The 20,067-nt window shown below is 48.2% G+C and carries 15 protein-coding genes; 5 read left to right on the forward strand and 10 right to left on the reverse strand.

Going from position 1 to position 20,067, the window contains the following annotated elements; all coding sequences use genetic code 11:
- Positions 1-142: 142 nt before the first annotated feature.
- From ACL9RG_RS03335 to ACL9RG_RS03365, 7 genes are all read right to left on the reverse strand, one after another.
- A complete protein-coding gene (locus ACL9RG_RS03335; protein ID WP_422791133.1) occupies positions 143-478 on the reverse strand; it encodes a hypothetical protein in 336 nt (111 codons plus the stop codon).
- A gap of 161 nt (positions 479-639) precedes the next feature.
- The gene (locus ACL9RG_RS03340) at positions 640-1,605 is read right to left on the reverse strand and encodes a threo-3-hydroxy-L-aspartate ammonia-lyase (protein WP_422791134.1); all 966 of its coding nucleotides are present in this window, start codon (positions 1,603-1,605) and stop codon (positions 640-642) included.
- A gap of 234 nt (positions 1,606-1,839) precedes the next feature.
- Positions 1,840-2,202, reverse strand: a complete 363-nt coding sequence (locus tag ACL9RG_RS03345; protein ID WP_422791135.1) for a copper-binding protein — start codon at positions 2,200-2,202, stop codon at positions 1,840-1,842.
- Positions 2,199-5,396, reverse strand: coding sequence for an efflux RND transporter permease subunit (locus ACL9RG_RS03350; protein ID WP_422791136.1), 3,198 nt, complete (start codon positions 5,394-5,396; stop codon positions 2,199-2,201). Before ACL9RG_RS03350 ends, ACL9RG_RS03345 begins: the two co-directional genes overlap by 4 nt.
- A complete protein-coding gene (locus ACL9RG_RS03355) occupies positions 5,393-6,973 on the reverse strand; it encodes an efflux RND transporter periplasmic adaptor subunit (protein WP_422791137.1) in 1,581 nt (526 codons plus the stop codon). The genes ACL9RG_RS03350 and ACL9RG_RS03355 overlap by 4 nt, the downstream gene beginning before the upstream one ends.
- Complete coding sequence (locus ACL9RG_RS03360; RefSeq protein WP_422791138.1) at positions 6,963-8,279, reverse strand: TolC family protein; 1,317 nt, start codon at positions 8,277-8,279, stop codon at positions 6,963-6,965. Before ACL9RG_RS03360 ends, ACL9RG_RS03355 begins: the two co-directional genes overlap by 11 nt.
- Before the next feature lie 254 nt (positions 8,280-8,533).
- On the reverse strand, positions 8,534-8,887 hold the full coding sequence (locus ACL9RG_RS03365; protein ID WP_422791139.1) for a hypothetical protein: 354 nt from the start codon (positions 8,885-8,887) through the stop codon (positions 8,534-8,536).
- A 343-nt stretch (positions 8,888-9,230) separates the two neighbouring features.
- Here ACL9RG_RS03365 and ACL9RG_RS03370 point away from each other — a divergent pair, with 343 nt between their 5' ends.
- Positions 9,231-10,610, forward strand: coding sequence for a glutamine synthetase family protein (locus ACL9RG_RS03370; protein WP_422791140.1), 1,380 nt, complete (start codon positions 9,231-9,233; stop codon positions 10,608-10,610).
- A gap of 205 nt (positions 10,611-10,815) precedes the next feature.
- Here the strand turns inward: ACL9RG_RS03370 and ACL9RG_RS03375 are convergent, their stop codons facing one another.
- Positions 10,816-11,913, reverse strand: coding sequence for an AbrB family transcriptional regulator (locus ACL9RG_RS03375; RefSeq protein ID WP_422791141.1), 1,098 nt, complete (start codon positions 11,911-11,913; stop codon positions 10,816-10,818).
- Between the two features lie 211 nt (positions 11,914-12,124).
- On the opposite strand from ACL9RG_RS03375, the gene dapF reads away from it, so the two are divergent.
- Positions 12,125-12,967, forward strand: coding sequence for a diaminopimelate epimerase (gene dapF, locus ACL9RG_RS03380; RefSeq protein WP_422791142.1), 843 nt, complete (start codon positions 12,125-12,127; stop codon positions 12,965-12,967).
- A 161-nt stretch (positions 12,968-13,128) separates the two neighbouring features.
- Entirely contained in the window at positions 13,129-14,127 is a 999-nt protein-coding gene (locus ACL9RG_RS03385) for a LacI family DNA-binding transcriptional regulator (RefSeq protein WP_422791183.1), read from the forward strand.
- Positions 14,128-14,250: 123 nt separating this feature from the next.
- On the opposite strand, the gene ACL9RG_RS03390 is transcribed toward ACL9RG_RS03385, so the two are convergent.
- Together ACL9RG_RS03390 and ACL9RG_RS03395 are read right to left on the reverse strand one after the other, a co-directional pair.
- Positions 14,251-15,516, reverse strand: a complete 1,266-nt coding sequence (locus ACL9RG_RS03390; RefSeq protein WP_422791143.1) for an oligosaccharide MFS transporter — start codon at positions 15,514-15,516, stop codon at positions 14,251-14,253.
- Positions 15,517-15,787: 271 nt separating this feature from the next.
- Complete coding sequence (locus ACL9RG_RS03395) at positions 15,788-16,675, reverse strand: SDR family oxidoreductase (protein WP_422791144.1); 888 nt, start codon at positions 16,673-16,675, stop codon at positions 15,788-15,790.
- A gap of 124 nt (positions 16,676-16,799) precedes the next feature.
- On the opposite strand from ACL9RG_RS03395, the gene ACL9RG_RS03400 reads away from it, so the two are divergent.
- Positions 16,800-17,729 (forward strand): AraC family transcriptional regulator, encoded by a 930-nt coding sequence (locus ACL9RG_RS03400; RefSeq protein ID WP_422791145.1) that lies wholly within the window; start codon positions 16,800-16,802, stop codon positions 17,727-17,729.
- A gap of 596 nt (positions 17,730-18,325) precedes the next feature.
- Positions 18,326-20,067, forward strand: a 1,742-nt coding sequence (locus ACL9RG_RS03405; RefSeq protein WP_422791146.1) for a phosphatase PAP2 family protein, incomplete at its 3' end; no start/stop codon positions are given.

Below are 20,067 nucleotides of genomic sequence, written 5' to 3' on the forward strand. Positions count from 1 at the left end.
TTAAAATAAATTAATAATTGAAATTAGAAATCTAATACTATAGAGAAAAATAAAAAAATTCTAATGCTCAGTAGAGCTAATGAAAGTATTTATAGTGGTAAGTGTTTTTGAAAAATAGAATTAATATAATGCGGCTAACTAACTATTTTTTCTTAGCTAGGCCTGGAAGCGTCGTAAATGCTCCTAACTCAGCAAATGAACCAGGGCTTTCAGGGATTAATATAATTAAATCCACAGCATCAGCAAGTTGTGTTTCAAGAGATAATAAACTATGGTTTGCTTGCCCCTCAAGTAAATCTTCAAAGAGGTCTTCTGGAAAAGCTAATTGATAGTGACTAAAAGTCTCTAAAAATGCTGACACACGAAATCTATAACTTTCAGTATCAGTTTTATCTTTTCCACATATAAAAATAATTCTTTTACTATCATCAATACCGTTTATAACTAAATCTCTGAGGTCAGGGATTAATTTTTCCAAGATGCCATCGTGTATTGGTTTTATATTAGAAATCATAATTTAAGCGTCGTTAGTTGTTAGCTTTTCAATTTTCTATAACGTTGACCCGCGTTGGTGAAACTAGGCGCGGGTCAACGTTATACGCAATACGATATTTATATGCTTAAGACCAGTGTATGGGCTTACACCAAATACCGACCAAAATTACCAAGGTCAACGTTACCGCCGCTGATGATGATACCAATGCGTTTGCCTGCCAGCTGGGCTTTCATATTACGCGCGGCGGCAAAGCCCAGGCAGCCGGTTGGCTCAACAACCATCTTCATTCTTTCGGCGAAGAAACGCATACAGCTGATTAACTCTTCGTCAGTTGCGGTGAGTACATCGTCAACCAATCTTTGGATCAGCGCGAAGTTTAACTCGCCGATGTAAGAGGTTTGTGCGCCATCGGCAATGGTCTTAGGGGTATCAATACGCACAATTTTTCCGCTGCGGAACGATTGTTGGCCGTCGTTACCGGCTTCGGGTTCTACGCCGTAGATTTTGCAATCTGGAGAGAGGTGACGTGCCGCCAGCGCGGTACCTGATAACAAGCCGCCGCCGCCAAAGCTGGCAAAAATCGCATCGAGTTCGCCCACTTCTTCAAACAGCTCTTTCGCGGCAGTTCCTTGCCCGGCGATGATATGTGGGTGATCGTAAGGCGGGATAACCGTCATGCCCTGTTTTTCAGCCAGATCGCGGCAAAGTTGCTGACGATCGTCTTTATAACGGTCAAAAAAGATCACCTTACCTTGGTAACCTTTGGTGGCGGCGATTTTGGCCTCTGGTGAATCTTCTGGCATAAGAATCGTGGCGGGAATACCCAGTATTTGCGCCGCCAGCGCAATAGCCTGCGCATGATTGCCGGAGGAGAAAGTCACCACACCGGCTTTGCGCTGTTGGTCATTGAACTGCAACAGGGCATTCATTGCGCCGCGGAATTTAAAGGCACCCATGCGCTGGAAATTTTCACATTTGAAATAGACTTCTGCACCTAACATGTCATTGACTGTTCGTGAGGTCAAAACCGGAGTTTTATGCGCATATTCATTGATACGATGGCTCGCAGCAGCAACATCGTTATACTCCGGCAGGGGAAAATCGCTCATTGACAACCTCATAGTCTTTAATGGGTGGATGCTAAAACAGGTTTGTATTATCGGCCAATGGATGGCTCACCGGGATAGCCTGTTTACCAACCTACACCAAAATGATCGGGTTTTGCAGCGTTTTACATGTAATAGATTGGTCAGTAAAGATATAGCAGGAGTTACGAAAATTGAGAGGCATCTGCGTTTATCCGGGCAGCGCTAATCACTGCCCGGATATTTATTTACCAGGGGTTACTGCGCTTTCTCCAGTGTCGTGATCTCCAACGTATTGCCTACGTTTTCAACTTTCACTTTTACTTTTTCACCCACGGCGGCCTGTTTTACCATCTGTGCATCCTTGGCTTTATACGCCATGGTCATCGCTGGCATATGAATATTGGCTAATGCGCTATGTTTTAAGGTGATCATGCCGCTGGCGCTGTCCACTTTTTCTACCGTGGCATCGCTTAGATCGGCGGCTTTTGCGCTAGAAGAAGTGGCATCCATTTTCATACCGTCCATTTTCATATTGCCCATGTTGCTATCGGCAAAGGCTGCTGCGCTCAGGCTCAAGCTAAAAGTCGCGGCGATCAGGGTAGCAAGTTTAATTTTCATGGTAATTCCTCATGAGGGTTTGTTGTTGATGATGAAACCGAAGTTTCAGTGGAATGTTGTTGTTCTAAATCTGGCTGGCGTTTGATATTGCGGCGTTGAAGCAGCAACCAGGCGACCGGGATAACCAGCATAGAAAGCAGCGGGGCGGTGATCATGCCGCCGACCATAGGTGCAGCGATGCGCTGCATCACCTCAGAACCTGTGCCGTGGCCTAACATAATCGGCAATAAACCGGCCAGAATGACCGCAACGGTCATCGCTTTTGGCCGCACGCGTTGTACCGCACCTTCACGAATTGCCGCCAGCAGCAGCTCATTGCTCAGTGTTTCACCGGCTTGTAAGCGCTTGTTGAGGGCTTCTTTCAAATACATCAGCATCACCACGCCAAACTCTGCCGAGACGCCGGCCAGCGAGATAAACCCGACGGCGGTCGCGACAGAAATCGCGTGCCCTAATCCCCAGATCAGCCAGAAGCCACCGATCAGCGCAAAAGGAATGGTCAGCATCAGCAGGACCGCTTCTGAAACAGAGCTAAAGGTCAGATACAGCAGCACAAAAATAATCGCCAGTGTTGCCGGGATAACGGTTTTCAGCTTGGCCTCGGCCCGTTGCAGATATTCAAACTGACCCGACCACGACAGCGAATACCCTGCTGGCAACACCACTTCTTTGGCGACCACGCTCTGCATATTACGCACTGCGGTTTGCAAATCGGTATTGCGCAAGTCGACATAGACATAACCGGCCAGGCGCGCATCTTCGCTGCGGATCATCGTTGGTCCATCGTCGATGGTTAATTTGGCGACATCGCCAAGCTGGATCTGTGCACCGTTATTTAACACCATCGGTAACTGACGCAGTTTGTCTACCGAATCACGCACTTCACGCGGATAGCGAACGTTGATCGGGAAACGGGTGCGGCCGTTGAGCACTTCACCAACGTTTTCACCGCCAATAGCTGAAGAGACGACATCTTCGATATCGCCGACGGCCAAGCCGTAGCGTGCGGCCTGAGTTCGGTCAATATCGACATTGATATAGCGCCCGCCGTTCAAGCGTTCAGCGAAGGCTGAGGTGACGCCCGCGACCGGCCGCACGGCTTTAGCGACTTGTTCGCTGATTTTATCGATTTGCGCCAAGCTTGGACCGGAGATGCGAATGCCTACCGGCGTTTTGATCCCGGTAGAGAGCATATCCAGACGGTTACGAATTGGTGGCACCCAAACGTTCGATAATCCCGGCACCTGTACGATACGGTCGAGTTCAGCCACCAGTTTTTGCGGCGTCATGCCCGGCCGCCATTGTGAACGCGGCTTGAATTGGATCATCGTTTCAAACATTTCCAGCGGAGCCGGGTCTGTTGCACTATCGGCGCGGCCCGCTTTGCCAAACACCGTTTCAACTTCAGGAACGGTTTTGATCAGCCGGTCGGTCACTTGCAGTAATTGCGAGGCTTTATCTGCAGAAAGACCGGGCAGAGCGGTTGGCATATACAGCAGATCGCCTTCATCGAGCGGCGGCATAAATTCTCCGCCTAAGCGCGATAGCGGCGCGGCGGTGAGTCCCAACAGCAACAGAGCCAGTAGCAGCGTTGCGCGAGGACGGCGCAGAGCAAGATCCAAAATCGGTTGATAAATCCGAATTAAAAAGCGATTGAGCGGGTTAGATTTTTCATGAGGAATACGTCCGCGGATCAGCCAACCCATTAGCACCGGCACCAACGTGATCGACAGCAAGGCCGCCGCCGCCAGCGTGTAGGTTTTGGTCAACGCCAGTGGCGAGAACAGCTTGCCTTCTTGTCCTTCAAGTGAAAACACCGGAATAAACGACAGCGTAATAATCAGCAATGAGAAGAACAGCGCCGGGCCGACTTCGGCGGCTGAGGTGGCAATCACCGCCCAACGCTGCTGACTGGTGAGTTCTGTGCCTTCATGCCTTTCCAGATGCTTGTGGGTGTTTTCTACCATCACAATTGCGGCATCCACCATCACCCCAATCGCAATGGCAATCCCACCCAGTGACATCAGGTTGGCATTCACCCCTTGATAATGCATAGCAATAAAGGCCGCCAATACGCCGACCGGCAGCGCGAGAATCGCCACTAAGGCGCTGCGGAAGTGGAAGAGGAACAGGGCGCAGATCACCGCGACCGCCACAAACTCCTCGATCAACTTATCGGTCAGGTTATCGACCGCACGGTCGATCAATTTTGAGCGATCGTAGGTGGTGACCACTTCAACACCTGCAGGCAGTGATTTCTTCAGCTCGGCCAACTTTTCTTTCACCCCTTCAATCGTCGCGAGGGCATTTTTGCCGGAGCGCATAATCACTACGCCACCGGCTACTTCACCTTGGCCATTAAGTTCAGCAACGCCGCGACGAATCTCTGGGCCAATCTGGATACGGGCAACATCACCGAGTAACACCGGCGTGCCGTTGGCATCACTGCGGATCACCACCTGACGGAAATCTTCCGGTGTATGCAGATAGCCATTGGTTTTCACAATGTAATCCGCTTCGCCCATTTCCAATACCGAGCCGCCTGTTTCCTGATTCGATTTGGCGAGTGCCTCGGTGATTTCATTTTGGGTGATACCAAAAGCACGCATTTTATCGGGATCGAGCACCACCTGATATTGCCGTACCATGCCACCCAGTGAAGCGACTTCAGAGACATCCGGTACCGTTTTCAGCTCAAACTTAAGGAACCAATCGTTCAATGCGCGTAATTGGCCTAAATCCTGTTTGCCGGTTTTATCAACCAATGCATATTCATATACCCAGCCCACGCCGGTCGCGTCTGGACCAAGGGACAATGTTGCGCCTTTTGGCAGGCGGCTTTGCACCTGGTTGAGATACTCCAATACGCGGGAACGCGCCCAATATTGGTCGGTTTTATCGTCGAACAGCACGTAAACAAAGGCATCACCAAAAGAGGACCAGGCGCGAATAGTTTTGGCTCCCGGCACGCCAAGCAAGGTGGTGGTTAACGGATAGGTCACCTGATCTTCCATCACCTGTGGCGCTTTGCCCGGCCACGAGGCTTTGATAATAACCTGGGTGTCGGAGAGATCCGGCAGCGCATCCAACGGCGTTTGTTTCAGGGAATAGACGCCCCACGCCAGTAAAAACAGCGTGGCGATGACCACTAATAACCGGTTATTAATCGAGGCGCGAATGATACGAGCAATCATGGCTGGCCTCCGTTGGCAGCAGTCATGCCGGTCAATTGCCAGCCGTCGCCATCCTGCTGGAAGCTGAAGTTCACCTTGTCACCCGCTTTGAACTTGGCAACATTCGCCGCGCTATTTGCCGCCGCTGGTTTTTTATACGCCATAGTCATGGCGGGCCATTGCAGCGCAGGCACCGGCTGATGCGAGAGGGTGATATCCTCAGGTGTGACCTGTTCGATAACGCCGGTAGATTGATATTGCGTTAGCGCAGCGCTATTGGCGGGCGCGGTGGTTTGATTCGCGGCCATTGGCATCGCATTTGCAGTGGATGCGTCGCTGCCGGTGGTCGCATGACTGGCCATCGCTTCCGCGCCGTCAATGCGCGGCAGAACCGATTTCAAATTGGCTTCGGAATCAATCAGGAACTGACCGGAAGCGACAACTTGTTCGCCAGTCTGTAGCCCGCTAAGCACTTCTGTGTCATCGCCAATTTCACGGCCTACCACCACATTGGCAGGTTGCAAGCGTCCATCTTGATTTCTGACGATCACTACGGTGCGCTTGCCGGTGGCAATAATGGCCTCGCTTGGCACTAATAAGCCTGGCTTACCGACGCTGGAGGAGAGTTGCACGCGCATTAACATGCCCGGCACCCATTCATCGTTGGCATTATCGATGACCAGTCGCGCTTGTAACGTGCGGCTGCTGCCGTTGATTTGCGGCAGAATTTGCTGAATTTCACCGTGAATAGTGCGATTAGGTTGATTACTTGGTGAGGCGGTAACCTGCATGCCCACTTGCACCTGGTCGGCCAGCGTTTCTGGAATATCAACCACCAGCCACAGTTTGCCAAGGCCGTTAATTTTCGCCAGCGTTTGACCGGGCGCGACCATCGCGCCGTCACGCACGTCTAGCTCACTGACTACGCCATCGCGTGGCGCAGTAATCAGCAGGTTGTTTTGTACTTTGCCGGTTTTATCCAGCGTACTAATAAATGCCTCAGGGATCGATAATGCACGCATTTTAGCTTTGGCATCATTCAACATTGTCGCGTCCAGATGACTGTGTTTCAGCGCCAGATATTCTTCTTGCGCCGGTAACCATTCCGGGACAAACAGCGAGGCAACCGGTTCGCCGCGCTTCAGGCGTTGCTGCGGTGCATTGGCATACAGATGGGTGATATAGCCGGTCGCCCGTGTCTGGATAACCTCGGCCAGCGATTCATCAAACTGCGTGGTGCCAATAACTGAGAGCTGGCTATGCACCTCTGTCTGGCGCACGGTGGCAAAGCGGATGCCTAAGTCTTGTTGCATGGCCGGATCGACTTTTAACCCCGGTTGCTGATCGCTATCGGCATACACCGGTACCAGCGCCATATTCATAAAGGGTGATTTACCCGGTTTATCAAAATGCTGCTGCGGCACCATTGGGTCGTGCCAATACAGCACCTTTTTGCCGGCGTTGGCGGCGGATATTTGGGTTGGTGCTGCGTTCTGCGAGGCCGGGGCGGCATGCTGTCCGGCCAAATAACCGCCAACTGTCAGAATAATGGCGCTGGCGACCATCGATAATTTGAAACCCCATGATTTATTCTGCATGTGCTGTTTCTCCTGAGGTTGTGATAAGTGCAGGTGGTAAGAGTTGGTATTCCATTTGTGCCCAGGCAATCGCTACATCTTGTTGCAGCGCGAGCAGGGAAAGGGTGGCGTCGATTTTTTCGCGACGAGCGGCAAAAACGCGGCTCAGTGCGCCATTACCGGCGCGATAATCCGCGTCGGCTAACCGAACTTTTTGTTCAGCCAAGGGTAAAAGTCCTTGCTGTAACAAGGCGATACGCTGCTGGCCCAGCGTTAATTGCGAGGAAAGATCGGCGATATTGGCCTGTATTTGGCGCTGTTTATCCAGGAACAGCTCGCGGGCGCGGGTGCCTAATGCGGCGCTGGCTTCTACGGCGCGATCTTGTTTATTACTGCGATAAATTGGCAGTGGAATGCTCACGCCGACTGACACCATATTGGTTTTCGGCGCGCTGCGGTTTTGGTAGTTAACATCCCAGGTCCAATTGGGTGACCGTTCACTGTTTGCTACGGCGGTATTGGCATCGGCCAGCGAAATATCCGCCGAAGCGGCAATTAATTCCGGCTGGCGTTGGCTGAGCTGCTGCGAGCTTAATGCGGCGGCATCACTTTGCAGTGCCGGGATATTACCTAATACGCCATCGGTCGGTACACCGGTCCAACGAGTCAGGGCAAACAGGGCGGCTTGGTAGCGTTGTTCCGCCTGTAAACGCAGAATTTTTTGTTGCGCCAGTTGTGATTGCGCATCAACTACATCGCTTGGTGTGGCGCTGGAACCGCGATAAGCCGCGCGAGTGGCGGCCAGCTCGTTGTCCATTTGGCTAATCAACTGGTTATAGCTGTCCAGCGTCTGCTTCGCGTAGTAAGCCGACAGCCAGGAAGAGGCGGTTTGCATCCGCAATGCGGCCAGGTTAGCCAGATAGCTGGAATGGTCACTATTAACTTTGCGTTCTGCCGCTACCGTTGCCAGATGACGTTTTTCACCAGATACCCACTCTTGTTCAATACCGATACGCTGCATGGTCATATCATCATGGCTAACGCTAAAGCGATGCTCGCCATCGGCGGGCAGGTTATCGATACCGGCTTTTAATACCGGGTCGGGCAACTGCCCGGCAATAATGCTCTGCGCCTGGCTGGCGTTGATCAGTGATTGATCGGCCAGCAATGCAGGCGAGTGGTTCATGGCTGCCTGTAGCGCCGTATTGAAAGAGAGAGAATCGGCTAAGGCAGAACCCGACCCCAATAAACTCAACGCGACTAACGTCGCGGCGACATGCGGTGACAAGCCATTACTTAAAAAATGGCGGTTGAAATATGAAGACATGTTCGACTCCTAAGAGACGATGCATGTGATCCTAATGGGCAAGAAAACTGAGCATGATTTGAGTGGCCGCCACAGCGCTTAACGCACTGAAATAGCAGGCAGTTGAGTGGGAGTCAGATAAACAGGAATATCGGCACCCAATCGTATTGACTCAAACCGGCTGCAATAATCCCGCTTTTAGGCCACAGGCATACTCTGGCTAAAGGCTGCTAACGGCGATAAATACCGCAGGCACGGATTAATTCAGCGATGAGTCAAACAAGTCTTGGAGGGCGCCAGTTGCTGTCGGTAGAACCGACCTGAGGCGAATCAGAGTAGAGATGAGTGAGATATGACAGTACCGGGCCAGAATGGGTTTCTGGTGCCACGGTCGGATGATACAAGCCACCAAAATGACATTGCGCGTCCATATTGCACGGCGCTTTCTTCATTGGCATTTTACTGCTCATATCGTGCATTGCCATGTCACCGCATTCCATACTCATGCTGCTCATGGCACTGCTACTATCCATAATCGGACACTGTCCGGCCAAACCGCTGCCTGCCAGCCCGGTAATAGGCAGCATCAGCGATAACCATAACAGCATGACGATTCGGATAATTTTCATAGGACTTTATGATACAGATAATTGCGCCGCTGCAAAGAGTCTGAATGTTAAAAAATTTTGCCGCGATAGTGTAAGTGGTGAAAAAAGTCGCAGATAAGATTATTTTTATAAAATTTTTATTCACCGCAGAATAAAACTTACGGGCTTTTTACAGACACTCAAGCGGCGCAGGGATAACATCTACTCATTGCCAATATGGCTTGTTGAGATAGGTTGTTCATGTGTATAAAATCTGATTTATCAAATAATTACCATGAGTCATCAATAAATCGTTCGTGTTCGAAAAATCAGCTTCAATGTACTGGCTCGGTTGCTATTTGCCGCCAGTCGCAGGGAGATGATCATGTATTCTAATATTTTTGATATTCATCCTTTGCTTATTAATCCTTCTGTGGCAAAAAACGATTCATTCCGTAAAGAAGTGGAGCGTTATTTACAGCGCTATCCAGATACTGAGCATGTCGATATTTATTTAAACGATCTTAACGGTCAGTTTCGCGGCAAACGCCTGCCGATTGCCGAAATCTTCTCGCTGGAAAAAGGTTGCTACTTCCCGCTGTCTATTTATGCCATGGATTTACACGGTAGCGTGGTAGAAGAGAGCGGATTAGGCCAACAGGCGGGAGAACCGGACCGGTTATGTGTGCCGGTCGCAGGAACCTTAAAACCTTGTGCCAAAGATCCGCTACATCATGCACAGCTACTGCTGACCATGAAAAATGCCGAAGGCGAGGCCTGTGAGCTGGAACCGCGCGTAGTGCTGCAAAACGTGTTACAGCGTTTGCATGATAAGGGCTATTACCCGGTCATTGCGGCAGAGCTGGAGTTCTATTTAGTCGATCCGCAGCAACAGACGGTCACTCAGGCACCGAGCAGTTCACAGAGCTTCTCCGTTGATGCGCCAGAACAGCATAACCTGCTGCTCAATGAGATAGAACAACAGGCCAAATTGCAGGCTCTACCGTTAACCGGCATCGTCGCCGAAGCCGCTTCTGGTCAATATGAATTGAACCTGCACCATACAGAAAAAGTGCTCGAAGCCTGTGACCACGTGCTGGCTTTGAAACGATTAACACGACAAATAGCAGAAAAGCATCACCAACACGCCTGCTTTATGGCGAAACCTTATGCCCATTCTGCTGGCAGCGGCCTGCATTTTCATATCAGCGTACAAAATGATCTGGGCCAAAATGTGCTGGCCAGTACGCCAGGAAAACTGAGCGAAAGTATGGAGCGGGTGATGGCCGGGATGTTGGCATTAATGCCGTCATCAATGGCGGTTTTTGCCCCGAATATCAACGCATTTCGTCGTTTCCGTCAGGGAATGCATGTGCCGCTGTGTGCGTCTTGGGGGCACAATAACCGAACCGTTGCATTGCGTCTGCCTTGTGCCGACAGCGCTAACCAGCGTATCGAGTACCGGCTGGCAGGGGCCGATGCCAACCCGTACTTAGCCGTCGCTGTTATCCTGTGCGGGATGCTGTACGGCTTAGAGCACAATGTACCTTTACCGGCGGTGTCTAGCGGCAATAGTTATGAAAATGCCCATGCAGCACCTTTGCCACTGAGCCAACAAGAAGCATTGACGCAATTTAAGCAGAATGTCGCATTGCGTGAGATCTTAGGCCCGGCATTTTCTGCGCTTTGGTATACCTGCAAGACGCAGGAATTAAGAAAATTTGAAGAACATGTGACCAATGAAGAAATGAGTTGGATGTTGTAATAGATAAGGCAGTAGTGGGTAATGTTGTAATAGGTAGTGAAGATAGCAGTGCGCAAGCAGTAAATAATAATAAGCAGTGGTAGTAAAAATATAGCGTCGCCCCGACAGGCGACGCTATATACAGGCTGATAGGATAATCAGCATCCCGCCGCACTAGGGCTCTTTAGCAACGGGATACATTATCTTATTCGCCTTTTCTGCTGGTCTATCGAGTCATACTCTTTTCGTTTTTTGGCAGCGTTAGTTTCGCTATCAAGCGGGCCAACGTTGGCGAGATCAAAATCACTAAAATCAATCGCATGGTTTGTAGCGCCATCACAAACGGCATATCAACGTGGCTTGATGAGGCGATAATAGCCACCGAATCAGCCCCACCTGGGCTCATTGCTAAATAAGCGGTGAGCGGATCGACATCGGCTACATGCACCAGAATGACGGCAAACCCTCCACAAATGGCAATCAAACAAAACGTTGAGAGCAAAATGCGGGGTAATGCGTGTGCCACATGCTTGAGTATCTCGCGGGTAAAGCGCAGGCCAATGCTCCAACCAACTAACGCATAAGCCGGGATCAGTAAATAGGGTGGCAGGAACAAAGTGACCAGATGCGTATCTTGTAAAACAGCGGCGAGCACAATGGTAAACAGCAGGGGGCCGGCGGGGATGCGTAACACCTTGCCAAGCGTTGCCCCGGCTATCACCACGCCAATTGTTGATAAGAAGGGAACCAGTTCAAAAGGCGGAAACCACTCGATATGTAACGCGGCGGTCGGCGCACCCGCAGGCGTCCAAATTTTTGCTACCAATGTTGCTACCACCGCGACAATACCAACGCGTAAATATTGCATAAACGCAACCAGGCGAATATCTGCTCCGTAACTTTCTGCCATCAAAGACATCGCGGTTGCCGCACCCGGCGAGGTGCCCCAGATAGCGGTAGATCCTGGCATGACTTGGAGGCGAGTCAGCAACCAACCTAAAAAGGTACTGGCAAAAATAACTGAGAAGACGCCCCCGATAAATATCGGCCAATCACGAGCGATTTGACTATAAATAGAGGTGGTAATGCTGCCGGCGATTAAACATCCGACGGCGGCTTGTGCCAGATAAAAAGGAGGTTTAGGGATGGTAATTTTACCGCCGCAGGTTGCCAGAATAATGGCGACTATCATGGTGCCGAGCAAGGGGGCGGCGGGGATGTTGGCTTTCTCCAGCAGCAGGAACATCACAACCGAAAGAACAATTAACAATAACCAATAGAGTGAAACGCGCATTGGGGAGGGTGCGGTTTTCAACAGACTCATTATGCATACCTTTTGCAGCTGAATAATCAAAGGCTTATGGCGAGTAGAAAGCAATATTTTCCCAAGATTTAAATTCTACTTTACGCAGCCAGAAACAGGGCTGCATCATATCATGCGATTTATGAGTGGGTTACATCCAGATGTAACGGAAAGATAGCAACCTACATACAGATTTATCCTTGCAAGCAGATAATTAAAGAGCCACTAAATAATGAATCAACTGACTTTTCACCGGTACCACGGATTGGGTAACGACTACCTTGTCTGTCATCAGAGCGTTGCTAAACAATTGAGTAATCAGCAAATACAGCGTATTTGTGACCGTCATTACGGTATCGGTTCTGATGGATTGCTCATTGATATTGATGAGGATGAAATCGCAACCCTGCGCATTATTAATCCAGATGGTTCCGAAGCGGAGAAAAGCGGTAATGGCTTGCGTATTTATGCTCGCTACTTATTTGATATCGGCCGAGTTTCACACGATCCCTTCTTGGTAAATACGCTAGGTGGGCAAGTCCGTTGTGAAGTTAAAGCCGGTGCACATCAAGTGGTCGTGGAGATGGGGCGAGCGAATTTCTCACCCGCCGCTTTACCTGCATTGGTCGATGGTGATACAGCCTTAGCGCTTCCATTGACTATCGGCGGCCATACATTGAGCGCCACCTTGGTATCGATGGGCAATCCTCACTGTGTGATACGCGTAGAAAAGCTCGACCTTGAGTTGGTCAAACAACTCGGTAGTGAGATTGAAAATCTGGCTATTTTCCCTAAGCGTAGCAATGTGCAATTCGTTGAGGTTATCGACAACAGCAATATTAATATTGGTATTTGGGAACGAGGCGCAGGTTACACATTAGCATCAGGTAGCAGTAGCTGCGCCGCTGCCAGTGCAATGCGTAAGCTAGGTTTGGTCGGTGACAACGTCACGGTGCATATGCCTGGCGGCACACTAAACATTAGCTTTTATGATGATTTCATGGTCAAGATGGAAGGGCCGGTGCAGAAAATATCGACATCAACACTCGATGAGGACTGTTTTTTCGATATGTAAGTTGTTTTTATGTTAAGTAAGATGTTTAATGGCAAATACGCACTTTACGTGAAGTAATTTATTGAAATTAATAGGTTATGTAAGTACGCCGTGTCCGGTGAATACATTAGTTTCATCGGCACATTTTTCCGCCAGATAACACGATGAGTCCGCCTAAAGATATGGTTTCTCTTAAAGACGTAGCTCAACGCGCCGGTGTATCATTGATGACCGTATCGCGCGCGATCAATTACCCCGAGCAACTGAAGCCAGATACGTTACAGCGTGTCCAGCAAGCAATAGCAAGTCTTAACTATGTGCCGGACTTCTCTGCCAGAAAGATACGTAATAATAGTGGCAAAAAAGTCTCTACGCTGGGGGTTTTATCGCTTGATACCGCTACGACACCTTTTTCTGTTGAAATCCTACTTTCTATCGAAGATACCGCCCGTGAGTTTGGCTGGGCGGCTTTTTTTGTCAACCTCACCTCAAATGAAGACGACAAACGGACTATAAATCACCTATTAGCTCAGCGGCCAGACGGCATTATTTATACCTCAATGGGCTTGCGGCAGGTCATTATTCCTGAACTCCTGAAAGATCAAAATCTGGTATTGGCCAACTGCATAACGAAAGAGAATAATTTTCCAGCGTATGTTCCCAATGATTTTGATGGGCAATATCAAGCGGTGCGTAAAGCCATTGAAATGGGCTATCGTCGGCCTCTGTGTTTTTATCTGCCTGAAGCGGCGATTGCCAGCCAGTGTCGGCGAAGCGGGGCTGAATTAGCCTGGCGAGAGGCCGGGTTACCGCCGCAAGATTTACGGCAATTTCATATGGAAAATGGCGATGAACATTATCCTGACGTCGTACCGTTTATCGAGCAACACTGCCCGCAGAATATTCCTGATTTTGATTTATTAATTTGTGGTAATGACCGTATTGCATTTTTGGCTTATCAAGTGTTGTTGACCAAAGGCATTGCCATCCCGCAACAGGTGGCCGTGCTGGGATATGACAACCTGGTGGGTATCGGTGATTTGTTCTTGCCACCGCTGACAACAGTACAATTGCCACATCAAGAAATTGGTCGAGAGGCAGTACTGCATCTGATCGAAGGGCGAGAATCCAAAGGTATTCAAACGCTGTGTTGCCCGCTGTTGGTCAGGCAATCAATGTAATAACGGCTGCTCCCTGATCCTACGGGGGAGCGCCCAATCCCCCCGTTTCGCAAGCCCAAACAGATACGGCTACATGTTTAATTGAATTATCACAACGCCGGTAATAGCTTCTGCATTCGCCTCTTATTTCTCGCTTGGTAAAGCTTGCGAGAAGGATGACTCTTCATACAGTGATTCCGATTCCAATAGAAAACCGGAAACAAAAGTGAAAGCGAATACCAAGGCAGCCATCACCATATAAGTATCGGAGAAGCCGAATAGTTCATACCCGTGACCTATGGTTGAAGAGAGAAGGCTGACTGATAAAGAGGTCGCGAATTGGAAACCAACCAGGTAGAGCGTCGTTGACAAACGAGGATCAAAACGCGTGGTGATATATTTGAATAATGAGATTAAAAGGATTGGTGATTCTATTGCGTGTAACAGCTTCAGTAGTGAAATATATAACGTATCGTCGGTCACTCCAGAGGTGAAGATACGCAGCGACATCAGCAACCCACTTAATATCAGCCCCTGTTTTGCGCCGATGCGATTGATTAAGAAAGGCGCCATAAACATACCGACTGCTTCAATAAAAAACTGTAGCGGATTAAGTAAGTTATACACCTGGTGTCCCAAATTAGCCTCACTGAATTTTGAGGCGAAATAGGTTGGGAACTGTTGATCGTAGGTGTTGTAAATACTGACGCCGATAACAAAAATGACTAATGCCCAAAAACGGGGTAACAGCAGGAGAGATAAGGCATCACCCAGCGTTAATTTTTCGGCACAATCGAACACCGACTGAGTGGCCGTTTCTGTTTTCAGCGTGTTGAGTGACCAATCTCTGAGTAAGCAAAGCAATAAGAAAAAAACCACCGCTGAGAATGATGCTATCCAAAAGTTAATATCAGGATTGATATTAAAAAACAGGCCAGCGGATAAGCTTGCCATGGCCCAACCTAACGATCCCCACATGCGCACGCTGCCGTATTCAAAACTCAGCCGGCGACTCATACGTTCAATGTAGGACTCGACGACGCCGACGCCTGAATTAAAGGTCACGCCGACAAAGGTTCCCAAGACTACTGAACCGATAAAAATATTAAAGCGAAGTAATGGAACCGCAAAAAAAATAAATAGAGGGCCACTGCATAGTAGCAATAGGCTAATAAACCACAGCAGGCTTTTTTTCAGCCCTAATTTATCCTGAATAATGCCAAATAACGGTTGGCTGCAAAGGGCGGCCAGCACACAAACCGCAAGCATCATTGCCGTATCTTCCCCCTTTAATCCTACTTTTTGATTCAGCCACATTGCGACCAAAGAAAAAGTTGATGACCAGGTGAAAAAAAAAGCAAAAAGCAACCCACTCAGTATTAGGTATGGATTTTCCCTAAGTGTTTTCATGCATTCATTCCATGTCAGTAAGTTGCTACAAGTGCATTGTTAACATTAACTTTTTAGGATAATACGCTATTGAAACTTCATTTTGCGGAGGTATCACTTAAGTTAACGTTAACATTTTTACTGTATGATGCCAATTAATAAAAGGAAGCTAGCAGCGGGTATGGGCTAAAAATAGGGTCAATTGGGTAGGGTGCCAGGCGTGAAGTAAAGCAGTGTGAGTTGGCCAGAGAAATGGACACTCTTCTCTGACCGCAGAAGCCATCATGAGAGGCTATAGATAGTACATTTGCTCAAGATCGGTGAGTAAATCGGGTCCGCTTGGACGCCAGGATAATCGCTGTTGCGTTAGTGCACTGGATGCGGACATATCGTGACTAATGAAGGTATTGAGCCAACCGAAATGTGTCGCACCTTCGTGAGCGTCGAGGCTTTTTACCGGAATATTGAGGCCGCGCCCAATAACCTCGGCGATATTGCGCAATGAAATACCTTGCTCAGCGACTGCATGATATCGACTGCCTGCCAGATGCTTTTCTAGCACCAGGACATAAAGCCGCGCTGCGTCACTAATGTGAACCGCGGCCCAGCGATTTTCCCCCTCGCCGATATACGCCGACACGCCTTTTTCACGGGCTAATTCAATCAGCGGGCTAATGAGTCCTTGTTTCACCCTGTCATGAACTTGCGGCAATCTCACGACCGAGACATTAATGCCGCGTTGTGCCAATGAGATGCTTGCTAACTCTGAGGCTTTACGTGGGTTAGGTGAGTCGGCATTAAAATACTCCTCGCTGGCCAGTTGCCCCTTTATCATTGCTCCTAAACCTGCAATGGAGGTGATAATCAGCGGGCGATCGGAACCATATAACGCTGAACCCATGGCTTCAATGGCTTGTCTGTCGGCTTCACAGTTGGCGGCGAAAGTCGAAAAATCGTGATTAAACGCGGTATGAATCACGGCATCCGCCAGGCTCACACCGCGCCGCAGGCTATCGAGATCATCAGTATCGCCGATATGTGCTTGCGCCCCAATTTTGAGCAAAGATCGCGCACCAGCCTCTGATCGAGTTAGACCAAGAACCTGATGTCCCGCATTAATAAGTTGGCTGACAATGGCGGAGCCGAGAAAGCCCGTTGCGCCGGTAACAAAAACACGCATGTAATTATCCTTAAAGTGGTTTGTAAGCCGCTTTTGCATCACGGTGATAATTACAGTAGATTTTGTTGTTGATACGAACAATGCGATATCGTCGCTATTTTTGGTCTAATCGTCCGGAGTCTGCATGGATCCTCTCTCAGAATTGTTATCTCTGCTGAAACCACAAAGCTATGTTTCTGGTGGCGTAACAATATCTGCTGGCACGGCCGTGCAATGGCCACAGCATATCGGCATCAAATGTTATGCCGTAGTGTCTGGCCAGTGTTGGTTATCTGTTGAGGGTATTGCCGAATCGGTGCCGTTAACTAAGGGGGACTGTTATTTGCTGCCGCCGGGGCCAGCGTTTTGCCTGGCAACAGACCCATTGGCAAAGCCCGTTGATTTTACGGTTGTTCGCGATACATTGCGTCGGGGGCAAAATACGCTGGATGCTGTTGACGATAGGGCGGTAAATGATTGCATGTTAGCCGGAGGACATTTTGTTCTCACCGGCCACCATGCAGATATGTTACTCGGGTCGCTGCCAGCCATTGTCCATATCAAAAAAGAGCAAGACAAAGCCGCTATGCGTTGGTCAATTGAACGTATGGTTGCCGAAATTCGTTATCCGCAGCCTGGAGGGGCTTTAATTACCCAGCAGTTAGCTTATATGATGTTAGTTCAGGCACTGCGACTGCATTTATCCGACAGGAATAAAAAAAATAGCGGCTGGTTATTTGCCCTCGCGGATAAACCCTTGTGCGCGGCGATAAGTTGCATACACGATGAACCCGGTTATCCCTGGACGTTACAACAGTTGGCAAAACGAGCAGGGATGTCGCGTTCGACCTTCGCACAGCACTTTAAAGAAGTGATTGCGACCACACCCATCGAGTATTTGACGCGCTGGCGAATGTTGCTAGCCTGCGAAAAACTTACAAGCAGCAGCGATTCGATTTATCGTATCGCGACCTCACTGGGTTACGAGTCAGAAAGTGCCTTTAGCAAAGCCTTCAAGCGAGTGATAGGACAGACTCCCGGACAGCACCGCCGTGCCATCAGTCGCGGTTCATAACCATACTGCTTGGGGTGATCGAACGAGTAGCCGCCACGGAAATACAGCCGTCATAATACTGTTCTCAGCCAAAGTGTCTAAAGGAACAATAAAACTATTCCGACCTTGTTAGTAGAGCTCATCTATTATCAGCTCGTGAGGTGTTAATCTCGCCAGGCCATGAGGTTGGTATTCTCTCCCTGTGAGCTGTGCTTCAATACTATATTCGTGACTTGGCAACAGGTTCTCGAAAATCGTCAGAATTAAAATTGCAGTGGTTATGGAAGACATTAATAATACCTTTGTATGTCCACACCATCATTAAATAACACGCTTACATGCCCATACACCACCATAAAACACCATCATTTATATGCCCGCACATTACTATTGTCGATATATAAATTACCTTTTGTATTAACAACATACCCTAGATGCGCGGGTGTGTTATTTCGTCGAGGTTATATGTGCTGCGATGAAATTAAGATTGATCGGAGTTCTAATAAAAATTAGATTTATTAAGAAAACCAATTAAACTATTAATGGATTAAAGTAGTGATACATATTATTTGTATATACATTTAAGTAATCGGAACCCTCACTAAATAAGGAAATCCATGTCTAAACTATCTTCGCTAGCGCTCGTCTTGCTTGGAACTTGTTCTCCCATGATAGTAACAGCATCTGATGATTCAATTATTACCATTACTAAAGAACAGCGTAAGGACTGGCTGACACGTTTAGTTAATGTACTCTCTACAGCACCTGAATACAGTGATAACTCTTTTGCGCCGAAAAGTGATTTAAAGGTCAGTAATGAAAAGCGAAATTATGTAGTTACAGATAAAAAAAGATATGATTTAGCGAGTGAAGATCAAGATGAAAACCAGCCTTATTTATCGAATACCTTTTCTCAGCAAGGATTAAATCATTATGCAGACAGGATCAATGTCTTAGATAATGAAGGACTTAAAAACATTTACGCCTATGTTAAAAAAGGCAATTCTTATATTAAAGATAATGGCAAGTCGTCTAGTTTATCTACTTATATCAAGCATTTATACAAGCGCGTTCGCCCATGGGATATCGTGGATGAAAATGGAGAATATAAACAGAACTTCAATAAATATAAGGATGCCAAACACTCAATTTCTTCCTACCCGAGTGGACATACATGGAGAGGATTTCAAAACGGCCTTAGCTATGCCCTCGCATTTCCTGAAATTGGTGATGAATTTATCTCACGTTCGCTACAGTTTGGTGAAAGCCGTGTAATTGTTGGCGCCCATTTCCCGACGGATACCATCGCCTCAAGAATATCTAATTACTACTTATTATCAGAATTACTTTCTGATAATCAGATTGTTGCAGATATTGCCAATAATGCTCGTATTGCTCGTGATGCGCTAAAAGAGGAGTGTGGCGATACGGTTAGAAATTGCTTAGCATTTAATAAAAAAGTTCTTTATAACCAGTATAAAGCAGAAAATGATCGGATTGGTTATTATGGTATTACGCGTCAAGATATGCCGGCCACTCAGCTTAAGGTTGAGGATATGCCAAAAGAGTCCGAGGCTCTGCTTCGTTTACGCTTCCCTTATCTTAGTGCTGCAGACCGTCTTTCTATTATTGCTAGTACTGCCTATCCCAATAACTCTTTAGCGGCTTGGGATGCTAGCCGCACCGATAATGACCGTTATTGGGGATTAATTGATTTGCCGAAAGCTTATAACGGCCCAAGCTATTTATATCAAGACATGTACGTCAACCAAGTGGATAGCGGTGATCTTGATTTCGCCAACTTCGGTTCTTTTGATACTTGGAATAATGCGATTTCTGGCCCTGGCCAATTAGTGAAATCCGGCGATGGTACTTTAGTATTAAATGGCAATGACTCATTTAACGGTGTGACGGTTAATGGCGGTGTGTTAGTTGTTCAAGGTAATAGTCAATACCAAGGGCAATCAACAGTGAACGACGGTCATTTAGTGGTTAATGGTACTCTTGGTTCAGATCTTGATGTGAATGATAAAGGTATACTTTCTGGTAACGGTACACTGAAGAACGTTAATGTGAATCCTGGTGCTCAAGTCGCGCCAGGTAATTCTGTCGGCGATTTACATATCACAAATAACATCACGTTTAATCCGGGTTCTCGTTACGCGGTAGAAGTTGATAACAATGGCAACAGCGATCGGATTCAGAGTGCGGGTACGGCGACACTTAACGGCGGCAACGTAACCGTGTCGCTGGAAAACAGCAGCAACCTGTTATCGCAAAGTGACGTTCGCAGCTTACTGGGTCAGCAGTACAATATCCTCAGCGCCCAACAAGGGGTAAGCGGCCAGTTTGACAGCGT

The sequence above is a fragment of the Rouxiella sp. Mn2063 genome (genome assembly GCF_049319665.1).
In the GTDB taxonomy this organism is placed as follows: domain Bacteria; phylum Pseudomonadota; class Gammaproteobacteria; order Enterobacterales; family Enterobacteriaceae; genus JBMOUD01.